The organism is Achromobacter sp. EB05 (genome assembly GCF_044232075.1).
In the GTDB taxonomy this organism is placed as follows: domain Bacteria; phylum Pseudomonadota; class Gammaproteobacteria; order Burkholderiales; family Burkholderiaceae_B; genus Achromobacter; species Achromobacter dolens.
In genome coordinates this window covers 1,513,890-1,529,633 of record NZ_CP155917.1, presented here as the reverse complement: position 1 = coordinate 1,529,633, position 15,744 = coordinate 1,513,890, and the positions used below count along the sequence as shown (strand labels likewise).

The 15,744-nt window shown below is 65.8% G+C and carries 15 protein-coding genes; 7 read left to right on the top strand and 8 right to left on the bottom strand.

Features of this window, described 5'->3' with window-relative positions; all coding sequences use genetic code 11:
- Window positions 1-128 precede the first annotated feature (128 nt).
- A complete protein-coding gene (locus AAID08_RS06995; protein WP_144654983.1) occupies window positions 129-581 on the top strand; it encodes a DUF2214 family protein in 453 nt (150 codons plus the stop codon).
- A gap of 31 nt (window positions 582-612) precedes the next feature.
- Here AAID08_RS06995 and AAID08_RS06990 read toward each other — a convergent pair whose 3' ends face one another.
- The 8 genes from AAID08_RS06990 to AAID08_RS06955 all read right to left on the bottom strand — a co-directional run bounded on the left by AAID08_RS06990 (window position 613) and on the right by AAID08_RS06955 (window position 7,686).
- Window positions 613-1,722, bottom strand: coding sequence for a hypothetical protein (locus AAID08_RS06990; protein ID WP_175142199.1), 1,110 nt, complete (start codon window positions 1,720-1,722; stop codon window positions 613-615).
- A gap of 128 nt (window positions 1,723-1,850) precedes the next feature.
- Window positions 1,851-3,161 carry a citrate synthase gene (locus AAID08_RS06985; RefSeq protein ID WP_047992235.1) on the bottom strand — a complete coding sequence of 437 codons (1,311 nt, stop codon included), beginning with the start codon at window positions 3,159-3,161 and terminating at the stop codon, window positions 1,851-1,853.
- Between the two features lie 19 nt (window positions 3,162-3,180).
- Complete coding sequence (locus AAID08_RS06980) at window positions 3,181-3,441, bottom strand: succinate dehydrogenase assembly factor 2 (protein ID WP_049077540.1); 261 nt, start codon at window positions 3,439-3,441, stop codon at window positions 3,181-3,183.
- Window positions 3,442-3,467: 26 nt separating this feature from the next.
- Window positions 3,468-4,184 carry a succinate dehydrogenase iron-sulfur subunit gene (locus AAID08_RS06975; protein ID WP_054501497.1) on the bottom strand — a complete coding sequence of 239 codons (717 nt, stop codon included), beginning with the start codon at window positions 4,182-4,184 and terminating at the stop codon, window positions 3,468-3,470.
- 18 nt (window positions 4,185-4,202) lie between these two features.
- Window positions 4,203-5,969 carry a succinate dehydrogenase flavoprotein subunit gene (gene sdhA, locus AAID08_RS06970; RefSeq protein WP_208025194.1) on the bottom strand — a complete coding sequence of 589 codons (1,767 nt, stop codon included), beginning with the start codon at window positions 5,967-5,969 and terminating at the stop codon, window positions 4,203-4,205.
- Window positions 5,970-5,984: 15 nt separating this feature from the next.
- Entirely contained in the window at window positions 5,985-6,368 is a 384-nt protein-coding gene (gene sdhD, locus AAID08_RS06965) for a succinate dehydrogenase, hydrophobic membrane anchor protein (RefSeq protein ID WP_054501498.1), read from the bottom strand.
- Window positions 6,369-6,785, bottom strand: a complete 417-nt coding sequence (sdhC, locus tag AAID08_RS06960) for a succinate dehydrogenase, cytochrome b556 subunit (RefSeq protein WP_054501499.1) — start codon at window positions 6,783-6,785, stop codon at window positions 6,369-6,371.
- A 121-nt stretch (window positions 6,786-6,906) separates the two neighbouring features.
- Window positions 6,907-7,686 (bottom strand): GntR family transcriptional regulator, encoded by a 780-nt coding sequence (locus tag AAID08_RS06955; RefSeq protein ID WP_035360087.1) that lies wholly within the window; start codon window positions 7,684-7,686, stop codon window positions 6,907-6,909.
- Between the two features lie 357 nt (window positions 7,687-8,043).
- Between AAID08_RS06955 and AAID08_RS06950 the strand changes: the two genes are divergently transcribed.
- The 6 genes from AAID08_RS06950 to AAID08_RS06925 all read left to right on the top strand — a co-directional run bounded on the left by AAID08_RS06950 (window position 8,044) and on the right by AAID08_RS06925 (window position 15,721).
- On the top strand, window positions 8,044-9,033 hold the full coding sequence (locus AAID08_RS06950) for a malate dehydrogenase (protein WP_049072248.1): 990 nt from the start codon (window positions 8,044-8,046) through the stop codon (window positions 9,031-9,033).
- Between the two features lie 278 nt (window positions 9,034-9,311).
- Window positions 9,312-10,202 carry a methylisocitrate lyase gene (gene prpB / locus AAID08_RS06945; protein WP_054501500.1) on the top strand — a complete coding sequence of 297 codons (891 nt, stop codon included), beginning with the start codon at window positions 9,312-9,314 and terminating at the stop codon, window positions 10,200-10,202.
- 89 nt (window positions 10,203-10,291) lie between these two features.
- Window positions 10,292-11,509: a 2-methylcitrate synthase gene (gene prpC / locus AAID08_RS06940; RefSeq protein ID WP_064524451.1), complete on the top strand. Its 1,218-nt coding sequence runs from the start codon at window positions 10,292-10,294 to the stop codon at window positions 11,507-11,509.
- 82 nt (window positions 11,510-11,591) lie between these two features.
- Window positions 11,592-13,043: a bifunctional 2-methylcitrate dehydratase/aconitate hydratase gene (locus AAID08_RS06935; RefSeq protein ID WP_064524450.1), complete on the top strand. Its 1,452-nt coding sequence runs from the start codon at window positions 11,592-11,594 to the stop codon at window positions 13,041-13,043.
- Between the two features lie 522 nt (window positions 13,044-13,565).
- Window positions 13,566-13,994: a CopD family protein gene (locus AAID08_RS06930; RefSeq protein ID WP_006384749.1), complete on the top strand. Its 429-nt coding sequence runs from the start codon at window positions 13,566-13,568 to the stop codon at window positions 13,992-13,994.
- Between the two features lie 35 nt (window positions 13,995-14,029).
- Window positions 14,030-15,721 (top strand): THUMP domain-containing protein, encoded by a 1,692-nt coding sequence (locus tag AAID08_RS06925; RefSeq protein ID WP_054501504.1) that lies wholly within the window; start codon window positions 14,030-14,032, stop codon window positions 15,719-15,721.
- Window positions 15,722-15,744: the final 23 nt, after the last annotated feature.

The window sequence follows — 15,744 nt, the reverse complement described above, 5'->3', positions numbered from 1 at the left end:
GCAAGGGACGCCCCGCGGGGCGTCCTTTTTTCTGTCCTGCTTGATGCCACGATAGTGCGCGGCGACGGGCCAATGGTAAAAACGCAGCAGAGACTCCCCTCGCCCCTTCCCTACCGGAGCCCGACCCTATGCTGCTCGACGCCTTCCTGGCCTGGTTTCATTTCCTTGCCATCTTCGTGCTGGTGGTGGTGCTGACCGCCGAAGCGGTGCTGCTGCGCCCCGACCTGACACCGGCCACGCTCAAGCGCCTGGTGGTCTATGACCGCCTGTATCTGCTGAGCGCGATCCTGGTGCTGGCCACCGGCGTGCTGCGCCTGACACTGGGGGTCAAGGGGGCCGCGTTCTACATGGGCAACCCTTGGTTCCACGCCAAGATCACGCTGTTCGTCATCATCGGCCTCTGTTCGATCCCGCCCACGCTGGCCTTCCTGCGCTGGGCCAAGCAGGCGCGCCAGCTGCCCGCTTTCGTGCCGGACGCCGCTCAGATCAAGCGCGCGCGCCGGTGGGTGATGATCGAATCGCACCTGTTCATCTTGCTGCCGCTGTTCGCGGTGCTGATGGCGCGCGGCATCGGCGTGTAGGGCGCGCCGCGATCCACGCGGCCCGCCCGTCTCAGGGACAGCGCGCGCGGGTCGGCTGTGGCGTGTCGTCGCCGACGGTGATGGTCGCGAAGTGGAACACGCCGACGGCGTCGTTCCGGACCACGTCGATCACTTCGCCGGACAGCGTCTGCCTCACCGACATGCCTTCGGGCACATCGGGCTGGCCATCGCGCCGGGCGACGTCGCCGTTCCAGGGACTCAGCACCAGCACACCCGGAAACGGCTCGCGGGCATCGCCGCGGCCGCGCCGCATCGACTGCACCTGGGTGCCGGCGGCATAACGGACGCCGCCGAACGTCGTCGGGCAGGCCAGCTCGGCATCGCTGACGCGCAACAGGCGCCGCTCGCCATCCAGGTAAAGCCGGGGCTCGCTCAACGGCAGCCCGAACACCTTGACCGCCACCGGGTCCTTGACCTCGATACGCCATTGATCCGGATCGCGCGAGCCATCCGTGTAGACGGTGCCGCTCGATCCATACACGATGGAGCCGGGCGCAAGATCCAGCGTGTCGACTCGGTTGCCCGGCCCCAGCACGCACTTGTTCAGCGCCATCATCGCGCCATCCTTCGCCACGTCGAATTCAATGTCCTGGGTGGCGTCGCATTGCCAGCCCAGCACCGTCTGGCTGCCAGCGCCTCGCAGCAGGACGCTGCGCGGATGCCGGCCGCGCAGGGCGTAGGTTTCGCTGTCGTACTCGGCGTCCAGATAGCGTTGCGCCCGCGACGCCTGCACGCCGTACATGGCCACGGGCTGCGGAAACTCGGCTTCGACGTAGGTTTCCAGCTCGCCCTCGTCCTGCAGCTTGAGGCGCGTGCCCGCGGGCATGGCGGTGCCGCCTACCGTCGTCGGCGCTTCCAGGGTGACGTTGCGGGCGGCCTCGCGGCGCGCGCCTTCGCGCTCGATCTGCCAGATGACCGTCTGGACCCAGGCATAGAAGGCAAAGGGGACAAGCAGCACCACGAACAGCAGTCCGGAGGTCTTCCAGTATTTGCGAACCGTGCGGCGCGCGCCGCCGCTGGCGACCAGCACCAGCGCCCAGCCAAGCAGCACCAGGCCGGCAAGAAAACCCAGGGAAACGAAAATGTAGAAGCCCGCTGAGGGCAGCGCTATTGGAATCATGGCAGGGATGATAAACGCCAAACCGCATCACCGCGACGGCGGGGCGGCCATCGGGGGAACAGGCCGAGGAGCGAGCGGACAACAAAAAACCGCCCGAAGGCGGTTTCCTGGTCAAGCGTGGCGGCGTATCAACGCTTGTCCATCGGGGGCACGTCGCGCGTGACCGAACCGGTGAACAACTGGCGCGGACGGCCGATCTTGTAATCGGGATCCGACAGCATTTCGTTCCACTGGGCGATCCAGCCGACCGTGCGGGCCAGCGCGAAGATGGCCGTGAACAGCGAGGTCGGGATGCCGATGGCGCGCTGGACGATACCCGAGTAGAAGTCCACGTTCGGGTACAGCTTGCGCTGCACGAAGTACGGATCTTCCAGGGCGATGCGTTCCAGTTCCATGGCCAGCTTGAACAGCGGGTCGTTTTCCAGGCCCAGGGCCGAGAGCACTTCCTTGCACGTTTCCTGCATCAGCTTGGCGCGCGGGTCGTAGTTCTTGTAGACGCGGTGGCCAAAGCCCATCAGGCGCACGCCCGAGTTCTTGTCCTTGACCTTCTCCATGAACTCGCCGACCTTGGCGATGCCGCCGTTGGCTTGCAGTTCTTCGAGCATCTGCAGGCAAGCTTCGTTGGCGCCGCCGTGAGCCGGGCCCCACAGGCAAGCCACGCCGGCCGAGATGGCGGCGAACGGGTTGGTGCCCGACGAACCGCACAGGCGGACCGTGGAGGTCGAGGCGTTCTGCTCGTGGTCGGCGTGCAGGATGAAGATGCGGTCGAGCGCGCGCTCGACGACTTCGTTGACCTTGTACTCTTCGCACGGCGTGGCAAACATCATGCGCAGGAAGTTGCCCGTGTAGGACAGGTCGTTCTGCGGATAGATGAACGGTTGGCCTTGCGAGTACTTGTACGCCATCGCGACCAGCGTCGGCATCTTGGCGATCAGGCGGATGGCCGAGATGTGACGATGCTGCGGGTTCGTGATGTCGGTCGAGTCGTGGTAGAACGCCGACAGCGCGCCCACCAGGCCCGTCAGGACGGCCATCGGGTGGGCGTCGCGACGGAAGCCGCGCAGGAAGAAATGGAGCTGTTCGTTGACCATCGTGTGATGGGTCACTTGCGAATCGAAGTCGGCCTTCTGTTCCTGGTTCGGCAGTTCGCCGTTCAGGATCAGGTAGCAGATGTCCATGAAGTCGCAATTGACGGCCAGTTGCTCGATGGGGTAGCCGCGGTACAGCAGCTCGCCCTTGTCGCCGTCGATGTACGTGATGCCCGATTCGCAGGCCGCGGTCGACATGAAGCCGGGGTCGAACGTGAACATGCCCGTCTGGCCGTACAGCTTGCGAATGTCGATCACATCCGGACCGACCGTGCCCTTGTAGACAGGGAACTCAATGGGTGCGCTGCCGTCCGAGAAGGACAGAGTGGCTTTTTTGTCAGACAGGTTCATGTTTTTTCCTCTCAATTAATCAGAGCGACCGCATCTGGCCGATGATGCCGCGGAGCCGGGGCGTGTCGAGCGCGCCCTCGAGCTCCTTGCGGGCCAGCAGCAGGTCGAGAAGATCGTTGTCTCCCAACTCGAAGAGCTGCGTCAATGCCGTCACGTCATCGTCGGTAAGCTCGGCCTCGTAGGCGTCGAGATACCGGGTGATGATCAAGTCGTTTTCGAGCAGGCCCCGGCGCGCCCGCCAACGCAGACGCGCCCGTTCCAGTTCAGTAAGCCTGCTCATCATTACACCTTAAATACACCAAACTACTAGACCGCGCGACGGACCATCAGTTCCTTGATCTTGCCAATGGCCTTGGTCGGGTTCAGCCCCTTGGGACAGACGTCGACGCAGTTCATGATGGTGTGGCAACGGAACAGGCGGTACGGATCTTCCAGGTTGTCCAGACGGCTGCCGGTGGCTTCGTCGCGGCTGTCGGCGATGAAGCGGTAGGCTTGCAGCAGGCCGGCCGGGCCGACGAACTTGTCCGGATTCCACCAGAAGGACGGGCAGGAAGTGGAACAGCACGCGCACAGGATGCACTCGTACAGGCCGTCCAGCTCTTCGCGCGCCTCGGGCGACTGCAGGCGCTCTTTCTCGGGCGGCGGCGTGTCGTTGATGAGGTACGGGCGGATCGAGTGGTACTGGTTGAAGAAGTGCGTCATGTCCACGATCAGGTCGCGGATCACCGGCAGGCCCGGCAGCGGGCGCAGCACGATCGGTTCCTTCAGCTCGCGCAGGTTGGTCGTGCAGGCCAGGCCGTTCTTGCCGTTGATGTTCATGGCGTCCGAACCGCACACGCCTTCACGGCACGAGCGGCGCAGGGCCAGGCTGTCGTCGACGTCGTTCTTGATGCGCACCAGCGCATCGAGCAGCATCTTGTCGGTCGGCTGGAGTTCGACCTCCAGCTTCTGCATGTACGGGCGCTCGTCCTTGTCCGGATCGTAGCGGTAGATTTCGAACTTGACGATTCTCTTGGTGCTCATAGTAGGCTCTATCCGGACTTAGAAGGTACGCGCCTTGGGCGGGAAGGACTCGACCGTCAGCGGCTTCATCTGCACAGGCTTGTAATCCAGGCGGCTGCCTTCGGAGTACCACAGCGTGTGCTTGAGCCAGTTCTCGTCGTCGCGGGTCGGGTGGTCGTCCAGCGCGTGGGCGCCCCGGCTTTCGGTGCGGTTGGCGGCCGACTTGATGGTGGCGCGGGCCACTTCGGTCATGTTGGCCAGTTCCAGCGCCTCGACGCGCGCGGTGTTGAACACCTTGGACTTGTCCTTGAAGTAGATGTTGTCGGCTTGCTTTGCCAGGTCTTCGATCTGGGTCACGCCTTCGTTCAGCAACTCCAGCGTGCGGAACACGCCGCAGTGGCGCTGCATCGAGAAGCGGATGGCGTTGCCGATGTCCTGGGTCTTCTCGCCCGAGGTGCGCGACTCCAGCTTGTTGATGCGATCCATCGAGAATTCGACGGCCTGCTGCGGCACGGGCTGGTGCGCGTGCTGGCGTTCCGGATGCGAATTGACGATGTGGTTGCCGGTGGCGCGGCCGAACACGATCAGGTCCAGCAGCGAGTTGGTGCCCAGGCGGTTGGCGCCGTGCACCGACACCGCGGCGCATTCGCCGATGGCGTACAGGCCGTTGACGATCTTGTTCTCGCCGTTTTCGCGCGTCAGCACCTGGCCGTGATAGTTGGCCGGGATGCCGCCCATCTGGTAGTGGATGGTCGGGACGACGGGGATCGGTTCCTTGATCGGGTCGACGTTGCCGAACTTGATGGCGATTTCGCGGATCGAGGGCAGGCGCTTGTTGATGACGTCGGCGCCGAGGTGGTCGAGCTTGAGCACCACGTAGCTGCCGTCCGGACCGCAGCCGCGGCCTTCCTTGATTTCCTGGTCCATCGAGCGCGACACGAAGTCACGCGGGGCCAGGTCCTTCAGCGTGGGCGCATAGCGCTCCATGAAGCGCTCGCCATCCTTGTTCAGCAGGATGCCGCCTTCGCCGCGCACGCCTTCGGTGATCAGCACGCCGGCGCCGGCCACGCCGGTCGGGTGGAATTGCCAGAATTCCATGTCCTGCAGCGGGATGCCCGCGCGGGCGGCCATGCCCAGGCCGTCACCGGTGTTGATGAAGGCGTTGGTGGAAGCGGCCCAGATGCGGCCGGCGCCGCCGGTGGCCAGCACCGTGGTCTTGGCTTCCAGGATGTAGATCTCGCCGGTTTCCATTTCGAGGGCGGTCACACCCACGACGTCGCCAGCTTCGTTGCGCAGCAGGTCCAGCGCCATCCATTCGACGAAGAACTGGGTGCGGGCGGCGACGTTGCGCTGGTACAGGGTGTGCAGCAGCGCGTGGCCGGTACGGTCGGCAGCGGCACAGGCGCGCTGGACCGGCTTTTCACCGAAGTTGGCGGTGTGGCCGCCGAACGGACGCTGGTAGATGGTGCCGTCGGGGTTGCGGTCGAACGGCATGCCGAAGTGCTCGAGCTCGTACACGGCGTTGGGGGCTTCGCGGCACATGAACTCGATGGCGTCCTGGTCGCCCAGCCAGTCAGACCCCTTGACGGTGTCGTACATGTGCCAGTACCAGTTGTCTTCGCTCATGTTGCCCAGCGAGGCGCTCACGCCGCCCTGCGCGGCAACGGTGTGCGAGCGCGTGGGGAACACTTTGGACAGCACCGCAACGGACAGGCCCGCTTGGGACAGTTGCAGCGAACAACGCATGCCGGCTCCGCCGGCGCCAACGACCACCACATCAAACTGGCGGCGCGGCAAGGATTTCATGACAGAGACCACGGCTTAGATGCTCCAGAGGATTTGCGCGAAGTAAACGACCGTACCGATCAACCAGAGGATCGTCAGCACTTGCAACAGCAGGCGCAGGCCCACCGGCTTGACGTAGTCCATCCAGATGTCGCGCACGCCGATCCAGGCATGCCAGGCCAACGCAAAGAAGGCAAGGGAGGCCAGGATCTGGCCAACCGGAATGAAGCCCACGTAGAAATTGAACAGCTTGACCCAGTGTTCGTACGTGAAGGCGGGCATCGTCAGGATGCCGATGAGCAGCACCAGCGTGTACACGGCCATGACGACGGCGGTGACACGCTGAATGATGAAGTCCATGACGCCATAATGGGCGCCGACGACCAGGCGCTTGGGTCCGTAGTTTTTAGCGGCGGCCATTTACAGCACTCCGAACAGTTTGAGACCGAACACCAGCGTCAGCGCCAGGCTGACACCGAAGACCACGCCGGCGCTTTTCTTGGCCGACAGCTTGTCGATGCCCAGGTGCAGATCCAGCAGCAGGTAGCGGATGCCGGCACAGAAATGGTGCAGGTAGCCCCAGATCAGGACCAGAAAGACAAGCTTGACGATCGGGTTGGCCGCGAAGGAAGCGATCCATGCGAACGACTGCGGCGCGGCCACGCTCGCTGCGAACAGCGGAACGATGACCAAGGGCAAACAGAGGAACAGCAATATGCCGCTGATGCGGTGCAGGATGGACAGCTTGCCGGCCAGGGGCAGGCGATAGGAGAACGCAACTTGGGCAAGCCCAATATTGCGAAACTGCGGACGTGGCTTGGCAGCGGTGTCGGACATGACGGCCTCGGTGTTTCGGAACTAGGGAATCGTGACGGCGCTAATGCCGTGGCCCTTGCGGGCAAACACAGTATTTTCGCCCAGAGAATGGGTCGGTATCAAATCGTAGGTAAAAAGCTCATCAATTCAGACTATTGCGGTAGTGGTATCGATCGGTCAAGTACAAGCCCCGTCGGATTTCCATGGGGCGGTCACCATACGTGTACGACACGCGATCCACCTGCAACAACGGCGCGCCGGCGGCAACATTAAGCAACGTACAGACTTCGGCCGGCGCCGCCACGGCACGCAGCTTTTCGTCCGCGCGCACCATGCTGACGCCGAACTCGGATTCGAACAGGCCATAGAGCGGCGCCTTGTTGGCGGTCAGCAGCTCCTGGGTGAGGCCGCGGAAGATGGATCCGGGCAGCCAGATGTCGTCAAGCACGGTGGGCACCTGCCCCATGCACAGCAGCCGGCGGATCGAGATCACGGTTTCGCCGGCCCGCAGGTCGAGCGCGCGGGCGATCTCGGCCGGCGCGCGCAAGCGGCGGCATTCGAGGATGCGGCTTTCCGCCCGCACGGCCTCGCCCTCTTCGTCGGGGGCCAGGCGCAGGAAACGATAGCGCACGCGGGCTTCATGATGGGTGGCGACGAAGGTGCCCTTGCCCTGGCGGCGCAGCAGCAGATGCTCGGCCGCAAGCTCGTCGACCGCCTTGCGCACCGTGCCCTGGCTCACCTGGAAACGGGCGGCCAGATCGATTTCGCTGGGGATGAGTTCGCCGGGCTTCCATTCGCCGCGGTCCAGGCTCTGCACGAGCAGGTCCTTGATCTGGCGGTACAGCGGACTGAAAGCGGCCCCCTCGCCCGTCGGACGGGCGGCGCGAGTGCGTAGGGGAGTTTCGGGCCGGGGGTCTGCCATGGATCGTCTTGGAAGTGTCATGTTCATCCGGAGAATGGAAGGCAGCGCAAACGATGCGGTTTCCATTCGCGTGCGCTGCTGCGGTGCCGGTATTCTGGCCTGATACAGGCGCGCAGCCGGCGGTGCTGCGGCGCATTCGAACAAACGCTCTATTGTGGCATATCGGGGGTGACGCTGTCCAACGTCTTATGTCTTATATAAGATATAAGATCAATTGACGCACCCGTAAATTAGTTCTAGGATTCCTGGCTGTCCGGCGACACATCCGCCCCCTCGCGCGCGGGCCGTCTTCGCCGTTCAACGGATTACACTGATTGGTGAGATTATTTTCTCGCCACACCATTACGGAGAACGTCCATGTCTAAGCCTGCCTTGCGTGTCGCCGTCACCGGCGCCGCCGGCCAAATCGGTTACGCACTGCTGTTCCGCATCGCCTCGGGCGAAATGCTGGGCAAAGATCAGCCCGTCATTCTGCAACTGCTCGAAATCCCCGACGAGAAAGCGCAAAAGGCCCTGAAGGGCGTCATCATGGAACTGGATGACTGCGCCTTCCCGCTGCTGCAGGAAGTCACCGCCCACAGCGACCCGCGCACGGCATTCAAGGACGCGGACGTGGCCCTGCTGGTCGGCGCCCGCCCGCGCGGCCCCGGCATGGAACGCAAGGACCTGCTGTCGGTCAACGCCCAGATCTTCACGGCCCAGGGCAAGGCCCTGAACGACGTCGCCAGCCGCAACGTCAAGGTCCTGGTGGTCGGCAACCCGGCCAACACCAACGCCTACATCGCCATGAAGTCGGCGCCGGACCTGCCCGCCAAGAACTTCACCGCCATGCTGCGCCTGGACCACAACCGCGCCCTGTCGCAACTGGCCGCCAAGTCGGGCAAGGCCGTGGCCGACATCGAGAAGCTGGTCGTGTGGGGCAACCACTCGCCCACCATGTACCCCGACTACCGCTTCGCCACCGTCGGCGGCGAATCGCTGGCCAAGCTGATCAACGACGACGCCTGGAACCGCGACACCTTCATCCCCACCGTGGGCAAGCGTGGCGCCGCCATCATCGAGGCCCGTGGCCTGTCGTCGGCCGCCTCGGCCGCCAACGCCGCCATCGACCACGTCCGTGACTGGGTCCTGGGCAGCAACGGCAAGTGGGTCACGATGGGCATCCCGTCGGATGGCTCCTACGGCATCCCCGAAGGCATCATCTACGGCGTGCCGGTGACCACCGAAAACGGCGAATACAAGCGCGTCGAAGGCCTGGAAATCGACGCCTTCTCGCGTGAGCGCCTGGACTTCACGCTGAAAGAGCTCCTCGAAGAGCGCGACGGCGTCAAGGACCTGCTGAAGTAAGCAGCCAGCAAGCAGAATTGGGCCCGTTGACGCGGGCCCAATTCGCAAGCGGACGGCGCGTCAACGGATGCGCCGCCCGCGGAACGCAAACCTGTCTCTTTGCGCCCGCGCAATGAATTGTCGCGAAGGGGACAGATTTTCGTTCCGCGACCGCGGTAAGGTCGTGGCCAGGCGCCGGAACCCGATGTCCGGCACGGCCACACGCCGCGGGCGCGCAGACCCAGCCATCCCAGCCGGGGCAACGTGACGACACCCGGCCCCTATAACGGAGACTCCCCATGTCCAGACCCGAATCCGCCGGCGCCCTGTTCCGCCGCGCGCTCGCCGAAGAAAGCCCGCTGCAGATCATCGGCGCCATCAATGCCAACCACGCCCTGCTGGCCAAGCGCGCCGGCTACCGCGCCATTTATCTGTCGGGCGGCGGCGTGGCGGCGGGCTCGCTGGGCCTGCCCGACCTGGGCATCAACACCATGGACGACGTGCTGACGGACGTGCGCCGCATCACCGACGTCTGCGACGTGCCGCTGCTGGTCGACATCGACACCGGCTTCGGCCCGTCGGCGTTCAACATCGCCCGCACCGTCAAGAGCCTGATCAAGTTCGGCGCCGCCGCCTGCCACATCGAAGACCAGGTCGGCGCCAAGCGCTGCGGCCATCGCCCGGGCAAGGAAATCGTCAGCACCGAAGAGATGGCCGACCGCGTCAAGGCCGCGGCCGACGCCCGCACCGACAGCGACTTCTACCTGATCGCGCGCACCGACGCCATTGCCTCGCACGGCGTGGACGCCGCCATCGAGCGCGCCCTGGCCTGCGTCGAAGCCGGCGCCGACGCCATCTTCGCCGAAGCCGCCTACGACCTGCCGACCTACGACCGCTTCGTCAAGGCGGTCAAGGTGCCGGTGCTGGCCAACATCACCGAATTCGGCAAGACGCCGCTGTTCTCGGTGGAAGAACTCAAGAGCGTGGGCGTGGGCATGGTGCTCTACCCGCTGTCGGCCTTCCGCGCCATGAACAAGGCCGCCGAGGCCGTCTACACCGCCATCCGCCGCGACGGCCACCAGAAGAACGTGGTCGACCTGATGCAGACGCGCGAGGAACTGTACGACCGCATCGGCTACCACGAATTCGAATCGCGCCTGGACGCCCTGTTCCAGAAAGGCAAGGCCTGACGCGCGCCACCGCATCCGGCGCCACGGCGACCCCGCGGCGCCCCGCCTCCCCATTGCATCGACCACCGCGAAAGGAAAGGAGTAGAGACATGAGCACGGCTCCCAAGAAGCAGGCTGCCAAAACGGATACCACCGCGGACGCCGCCCCGGCCGCCAAGCCGGAAGAAAAGGCCGGCTTCAAGCCCAAGAAATCGGTCGCGCTGTCCGGCGTGGTCGCCGGCAACACCGCGCTGTGCACGGTCGGCCGCAGCGGCAACGACCTGCACTACCGCGGCTACGACATCCTGGACATCGCCCACACCAGCGAGTTCGAGGAAATCGCCCACCTGCTGGTGCATGGCAAGCTGCCCAACAAGGCCGAACTGGCGGCCTACAAGCAGAAGCTGCGTTCGCTGCGCGGCCTGCCCGTGCAACTGCAGGATGCGCTCGAGGCCCTGCCGGCCGCGAGCCACCCGATGGACGTGATGCGCACGGCCGTCTCGGTGCTGGGCTGCGTGCTGCCCGAGAAGGACGACCACAACCTGCCCGGCGCGCGCGACATCGCCGACCGCCTGATGGCCAACCTGGGCTCGGCCCTGCTGTACTGGTACCACTACAGCCACAACGGCCGCGTGATCGACGTGCAGACCGACGATGACAGCATCGGCGGCCACTTTCTGCACCTGCTGCACGGCGAGAAGCCGAGCGACGAGTGGGTCAAGGCGATGCACATCTCGCTGAACCTGTACGCCGAGCACGAGTTCAACGCCTCCACCTTCACCGCCCGCGTCATCGCCGGCACCGGCTCGGACATGTACTCGGCGATCACCGGCGCCATCGGCGCGCTGCGCGGCCCCAAGCACGGCGGCGCCAACGAAGTCGCCTTCGACGTGCAGAAGCGCTACGAGACGCCGGACGAAGCCGAGGCCGACATCCGCCGCCGCGTCGAGGCCAAGGAAGTCATCATCGGCTTCGGCCACCCGGTCTACACCGTGTCCGACCCGCGCAACAAGGTCATCAAGGAAGTGGCCAAGAAGCTGTCCAAGAAGGCCGGCAGCACCAAGATGTTCGACATCGCCGAACGCCTCGAGACGGTCATGTGGGACATCAAGAAGATGTTCCCCAACCTGGACTGGTTCTCGGCCGTCAGCTACCACATGATGGGCGTGCCGACCGCCATGTTCACCCCGCTGTTCGTGATCGCGCGCACCGCGGGCTGGTCGGCCCACATCATCGAGCAGCGCGTGGACAACAAGATCATCCGCCCGACCGCCAACTACGTCGGACCGGAAGACCAGAAGTTCGTGCCGCTCGACAAGCGCAAGTAGGACGACGACATGGGCCTGCCGACGCCTTCCCCCGCGCCGCGCGGGCCCAGTGCCGCCTGTATCCACTCAGGAGAGGTACCCAATGTCTGCCCCGATCTCCAACGTCCGTCCCGAGCCCGACCAGGTCCTGGTCGATATCGCGGACTACGTCCTCAACTATGAAATCCAGAGCGGCCTGGCCTACGAGACCGCTCGCAACTGCCTGATCGACACCCTGGGCTGCGGCCTGGAAGCGCTGGAATACCCGGCGTGCCGCAAGCTGCTGGGCCCCGTCGTTCCCGGCACCATCGTCCCGCACGGCGCCAAGGTGCCCGGCACCCAATTCCAACTCGATCCCGTGCAGGCCGCGTTCAACATCGGCGCGATGATCCGCTGGCTCGATTTCAACGACACCTGGCTGGCCGCCGAATGGGGCCACCCTTCCGACAACCTCGGCGGCATCCTGGCCACCGCCGACTGGCTGTCGCGCACCGCCGTCGCCGCCGGCAAGCCACCGCTGACGATGCGCGCCGTGCTGACCGGCATGATCAAGGCGCACGAGATCCAGGGCTGCATCGCGCTGGAAAACTCCTTCAACAAGGTCGGCCTGGACCACGTGGTGCTGGTCAAGGTGGCGTCCACCGCCGTCGTGGCGCAGATGCTGGGCCTCACCCGCGACGAAGTCATCAACGCCGTCTCGCTGGCCTGGGTCGACGGCCAGAGCCTGCGCACCTACCGCCACGCCCCCAACACCGGCAGCCGCAAGAGCTGGGCCGCCGGCGACGCCACCAGCCGCGCCGTGCGCCTGGCGCTGATCGCCCGCACCGGCGAGATGGGCTACCCCTCGGTGCTGTCCGCCAAGACCTGGGGCTTCTACGACGTGCTGTTCAAGGGCCAGCCGTTCAGGTTCCAGCGTCCCTACGGCAGCTACGTCATGGAAAACGTGCTGTTCAAGATTTCGTTCCCGGCCGAGTTCCACTCGCAGACCGCGGTCGAATGCGCCATGCAGATCCACGACCGCCTCAAGTCCCTGGGCAAGTGCACCGACGACATCGCCAGCATCACCATCCGCACCCACGAGGCGTGCATCCGCATCATCGACAAGAAGGGCCCGCTGAACAACCCCGCCGACCGCGACCACTGCATCCAGTACATGGTCGCCGTGCCGCTCCTGTTCGGCCGCCTCACCGCCGCCGACTACGAGGACGACGTCGCCGCCGACCCGCGCATCGACGCCCTGCGCGACAAGATCACCTGCGTCGAGGACCCGGCCTACACCCGCGACTACCACGACCCCGACAAGCGCTCCATCGCCAACGCCCTCACCGTCCGGTTCACCGACGGCACCCAGCTCGACGAGGTCGTCTGCGAATACCCCATCGGCCACAAGCGCCGCCGCGCCGACGGCATCCCCCTGCTGGAAGCGAAATTCCGCACCAACCTGGCCCGCATCTTCCCCGCCCGCCAACAGGCCCGCATCCTGGAAGCCTCGCTGGACCAGAAAAAGCTGGAAGCGATGCCGGTCCACGAGTACGTCGATCTGTATGTGATCTGAGGCGACACGCGCGGATCTGATCCGAAGCGACAAGCGCAGATCTGAAGCGACAAGCTGCACGCCCCACGGCCCCATCACGGCAAAACCGTCCGGGGCCGCTCTTCTCCCTTCCTCGCGGCTGCGCGCCAAGCAAGCACCTGTCCACCACCGCGCAGCGAACACCCTCCCGACACAATCCACCGCGTAAGTCAAGACCGGCCGCCCGCGCGGCCGGCCTTGACGGGCCCCGCAAACCTCTCCAGCCCCCCACCGGTCTGGTGGCGCATCATTTCTCGAAACCCGTAGCCCGTCGCGGCGGCGGTTTGGGGGGCGGGCAACCTCGATGCGCCCGACGGAAACCGAAGGCAGCCGCCGAACGGCGGCCACGAGGTTGAGGCAGGGGCAGTCCGGAGCGAACGCTCCGGACCGCAATCGTGGGCGCCCGCCCCCCAAACCGCCGCCGCGACGGGCGACCTACGAAGCCCCCCCAGCCCCCAGCAATTACAATCCCCCTTCCCCAAGAAAACAAAGACCGCCCCCACCATGTCCATGCTCTGGGTAAAAACCTTCCACATCGTCTTCATCGCCTCCTGGTTCGCCGGCCTGTTCTACCTGCCCCGCATCTTCGTGAACCTGGCCCAGCAATCGGATTCGGCCGTGCAGGTCACCCTGCTCGGCATGGCGCGCCGCCTCTACCGCTTCACCACCATCCTGGCGGTCGTCGCCGTCGCGCTCGGCATGTGGCTGTACCTGGGTTACGGCATCGGCGTCGGCCCCGGCAACGGCTGGATGCACGCCAAGCTCTTTTTCGTCCTGCTCGTCATCGGCTACCATCACGCCTGTGGCGTCATGCTGCGTAAATTCGAACAGGGCAAGAACACCCGTTCGCACAAGTTCTATCGCTGGTTCAACGAAGTTCCCGTCTTGCTGCTCTTGGTGGTGGTGGCGCTGGTCGTCGTCAAACCCTTCTGATTCCCCCTACCCTTTGCACATTCGCCAGGATTCGTATGTCCGCTGATGACCAGGACCGCCCGCGCAAGACGCTGACGATCAAGAAAACCGCGCGCGACGCGCACGCCGAAGCCGCCCCCAAGCGGGTGCGCACCGGCGCCCGCGCCCGCCTGGTCGCCCAGAACGAGCGCGCCAAGGACAACATCGAGCGTCAGAAGGACCCCGAGGGCTACCAGCAGCGCCAGGCCGCCGCCCGCGCCGCGCGCCGGCCGGACGATCGTGAACGCGGCGACGGCCCGCGCCGTGGCGATGGCCCGCGCGGAGACCGCCCGCGCCGCGATGCCGCGCCGGCGCCGCGACCGGGCCGTACGCCGCAGCGCGCCCCGCGCCTGGACGACAAGTACGTCGCCCCCGCCACGCCCGCTGGCCGCTTCTACGATCCATTCGAGGACGACGGCCCCGCGCCCGAATTCGCGCCCGAACCCGATTACGACGACGAGGCGCCGGTCGACGCCGGCCCGGCGCACGGCGCCGACGCGCCACATCGTCGCGCCCCGACCGTCGAGGTGCGCGAACGCCGTCCGCGCGAACCGCGCCAGGCCGAGCGCTTCAAGGTGTTCGCCCCCTGCCCCCAAGGCCTGGAGGAAGCACTGACGGCCGAGATGCAGGCCCTGGGTTACGAAGATGCCGAAGCCGGCCGCGCCGGCTGTTCCTTCACGGCCGATTGGGCGGGCGTGCAGCGCGCCAACCTGTATTCGCGCCTGGCGACCCGCATCCTGGTGCAGGTCGCGCACGCCGAGATCTCGCACGAAGACGACATCCTGGATCTGGCCCGCGACACGCCCTGGGAGCGCTGGTTCGGCGCCGAACAGACTCTGCGCGTGGACACCTCGGCGATCAAGAGTCCGGTGCAGAGCCTGCAGTACTGCAACCTGCGCGCCAAGGATGGCATCTGCGACCGCCTGCGCGAGCTGGAAGGCGAACGCCCCAGCATCGACACCGTCCGCCCCGACGCGCGCGTACACCTGTTCCTGACCGGCCACACCGCCACCCTGTACCTGGACACCTCGGGCGAATCGCTGTTCAAGCGCGGCTGGCGCCTGGACAAGGGCGATGCGCCGCTGCGCGAGAACCTTGCCGCCGGCATGCTGGCGCTGGCGGGCTGGGACCCGGCCGCGCCGTTGCTGGATCCTTTCTGCGGCTCGGGCACCATCCTGATCGAAGCCGCCTGGATCGCCCTGGGCGTGCCCCCCGGCATCTCGCGCCCGTTCGGCTTCGAGCGCCTGCGCGGCCACGACGCCTACCGCTGGCGCGACCTGAAGGACGACGCGCGTTCGCGCATCCTGCCGCAGTTGGACGCGCCGCTGGTGGGCTACGACCTCGATCCACAGGCGGTCGAATTCGCCCGCAACAACGCCGAGCGCGCCTGGCTCACCGCCGACACCATCCGCTTCGAAGTGGGCGACGCCCGTGAAATACAGGCGCCGGCGGATCATGGCTGGATCGTCACCAACCCGCCCTACGGCGAGCGCATGGCCACCGAACAGGATGCCGACCTGTGGCGCGACTGGGCCGCGTGCCTGAAGCGCAATTTCGCCGGCTGGCAACTGCACATCATCACCAGCGACCTGACCCTGCCCAACCAGATGCGCCTCAAGCCCAGGCGCCGCGTGCCGCTGCACAACGGCGCGCTGGACTGCCGCCTGTTCGGCTTCGAACTGGTCGCGGCCGGCTACCGCGACGCCTGACGTCATCCCCGCCACCCCCGGGG

Excerpts from the sequence above, each read along its gene's own strand:
- prpB (WP_054501500.1), top strand. The coding sequence starts at position 9,312 with ATGTCCAGACCCGAATCCGCCGGCGCCCTGTTCCGCCGCGCGCTCGCC.
- AAID08_RS06980 (WP_049077540.1), bottom strand. The coding sequence starts at position 3,441 with ATGAGCAGGCTTACTGAACTGGAACGGGCGCGTCTGCGTTGGCGGGCG.
- sdhA (WP_208025194.1), bottom strand. The coding sequence starts at position 5,969 with ATGAAATCCTTGCCGCGCCGCCAGTTTGATGTGGTGGTCGTTGGCGCC.
- AAID08_RS06995 (WP_144654983.1), top strand. The coding sequence starts at position 129 with ATGCTGCTCGACGCCTTCCTGGCCTGGTTTCATTTCCTTGCCATCTTC.
- AAID08_RS06990 (WP_175142199.1), bottom strand. The coding sequence starts at position 1,722 with ATGATTCCAATAGCGCTGCCCTCAGCGGGCTTCTACATTTTCGTTTCC.
- sdhD (WP_054501498.1), bottom strand. The coding sequence starts at position 6,368 with ATGGCCGCCGCTAAAAACTACGGACCCAAGCGCCTGGTCGTCGGCGCC.
- AAID08_RS06975 (WP_054501497.1), bottom strand. The coding sequence starts at position 4,184 with ATGAGCACCAAGAGAATCGTCAAGTTCGAAATCTACCGCTACGATCCG.
- AAID08_RS06950 (WP_049072248.1), top strand. The coding sequence starts at position 8,044 with ATGTCTAAGCCTGCCTTGCGTGTCGCCGTCACCGGCGCCGCCGGCCAA.
- AAID08_RS06955 (WP_035360087.1), bottom strand. The coding sequence starts at position 7,686 with ATGGCAGACCCCCGGCCCGAAACTCCCCTACGCACTCGCGCCGCCCGT.
- sdhC (WP_054501499.1), bottom strand. The coding sequence starts at position 6,785 with ATGTCCGACACCGCTGCCAAGCCACGTCCGCAGTTTCGCAATATTGGG.
- prpC (WP_064524451.1), top strand. The coding sequence starts at position 10,292 with ATGAGCACGGCTCCCAAGAAGCAGGCTGCCAAAACGGATACCACCGCG.
- AAID08_RS06935 (WP_064524450.1), top strand. The coding sequence starts at position 11,592 with ATGTCTGCCCCGATCTCCAACGTCCGTCCCGAGCCCGACCAGGTCCTG.
- AAID08_RS06985 (WP_047992235.1), bottom strand. The coding sequence starts at position 3,161 with ATGAACCTGTCTGACAAAAAAGCCACTCTGTCCTTCTCGGACGGCAGC.
- AAID08_RS06925 (WP_054501504.1), top strand. The coding sequence starts at position 14,030 with ATGTCCGCTGATGACCAGGACCGCCCGCGCAAGACGCTGACGATCAAG.
- AAID08_RS06930 (WP_006384749.1), top strand. The coding sequence starts at position 13,566 with ATGTCCATGCTCTGGGTAAAAACCTTCCACATCGTCTTCATCGCCTCC.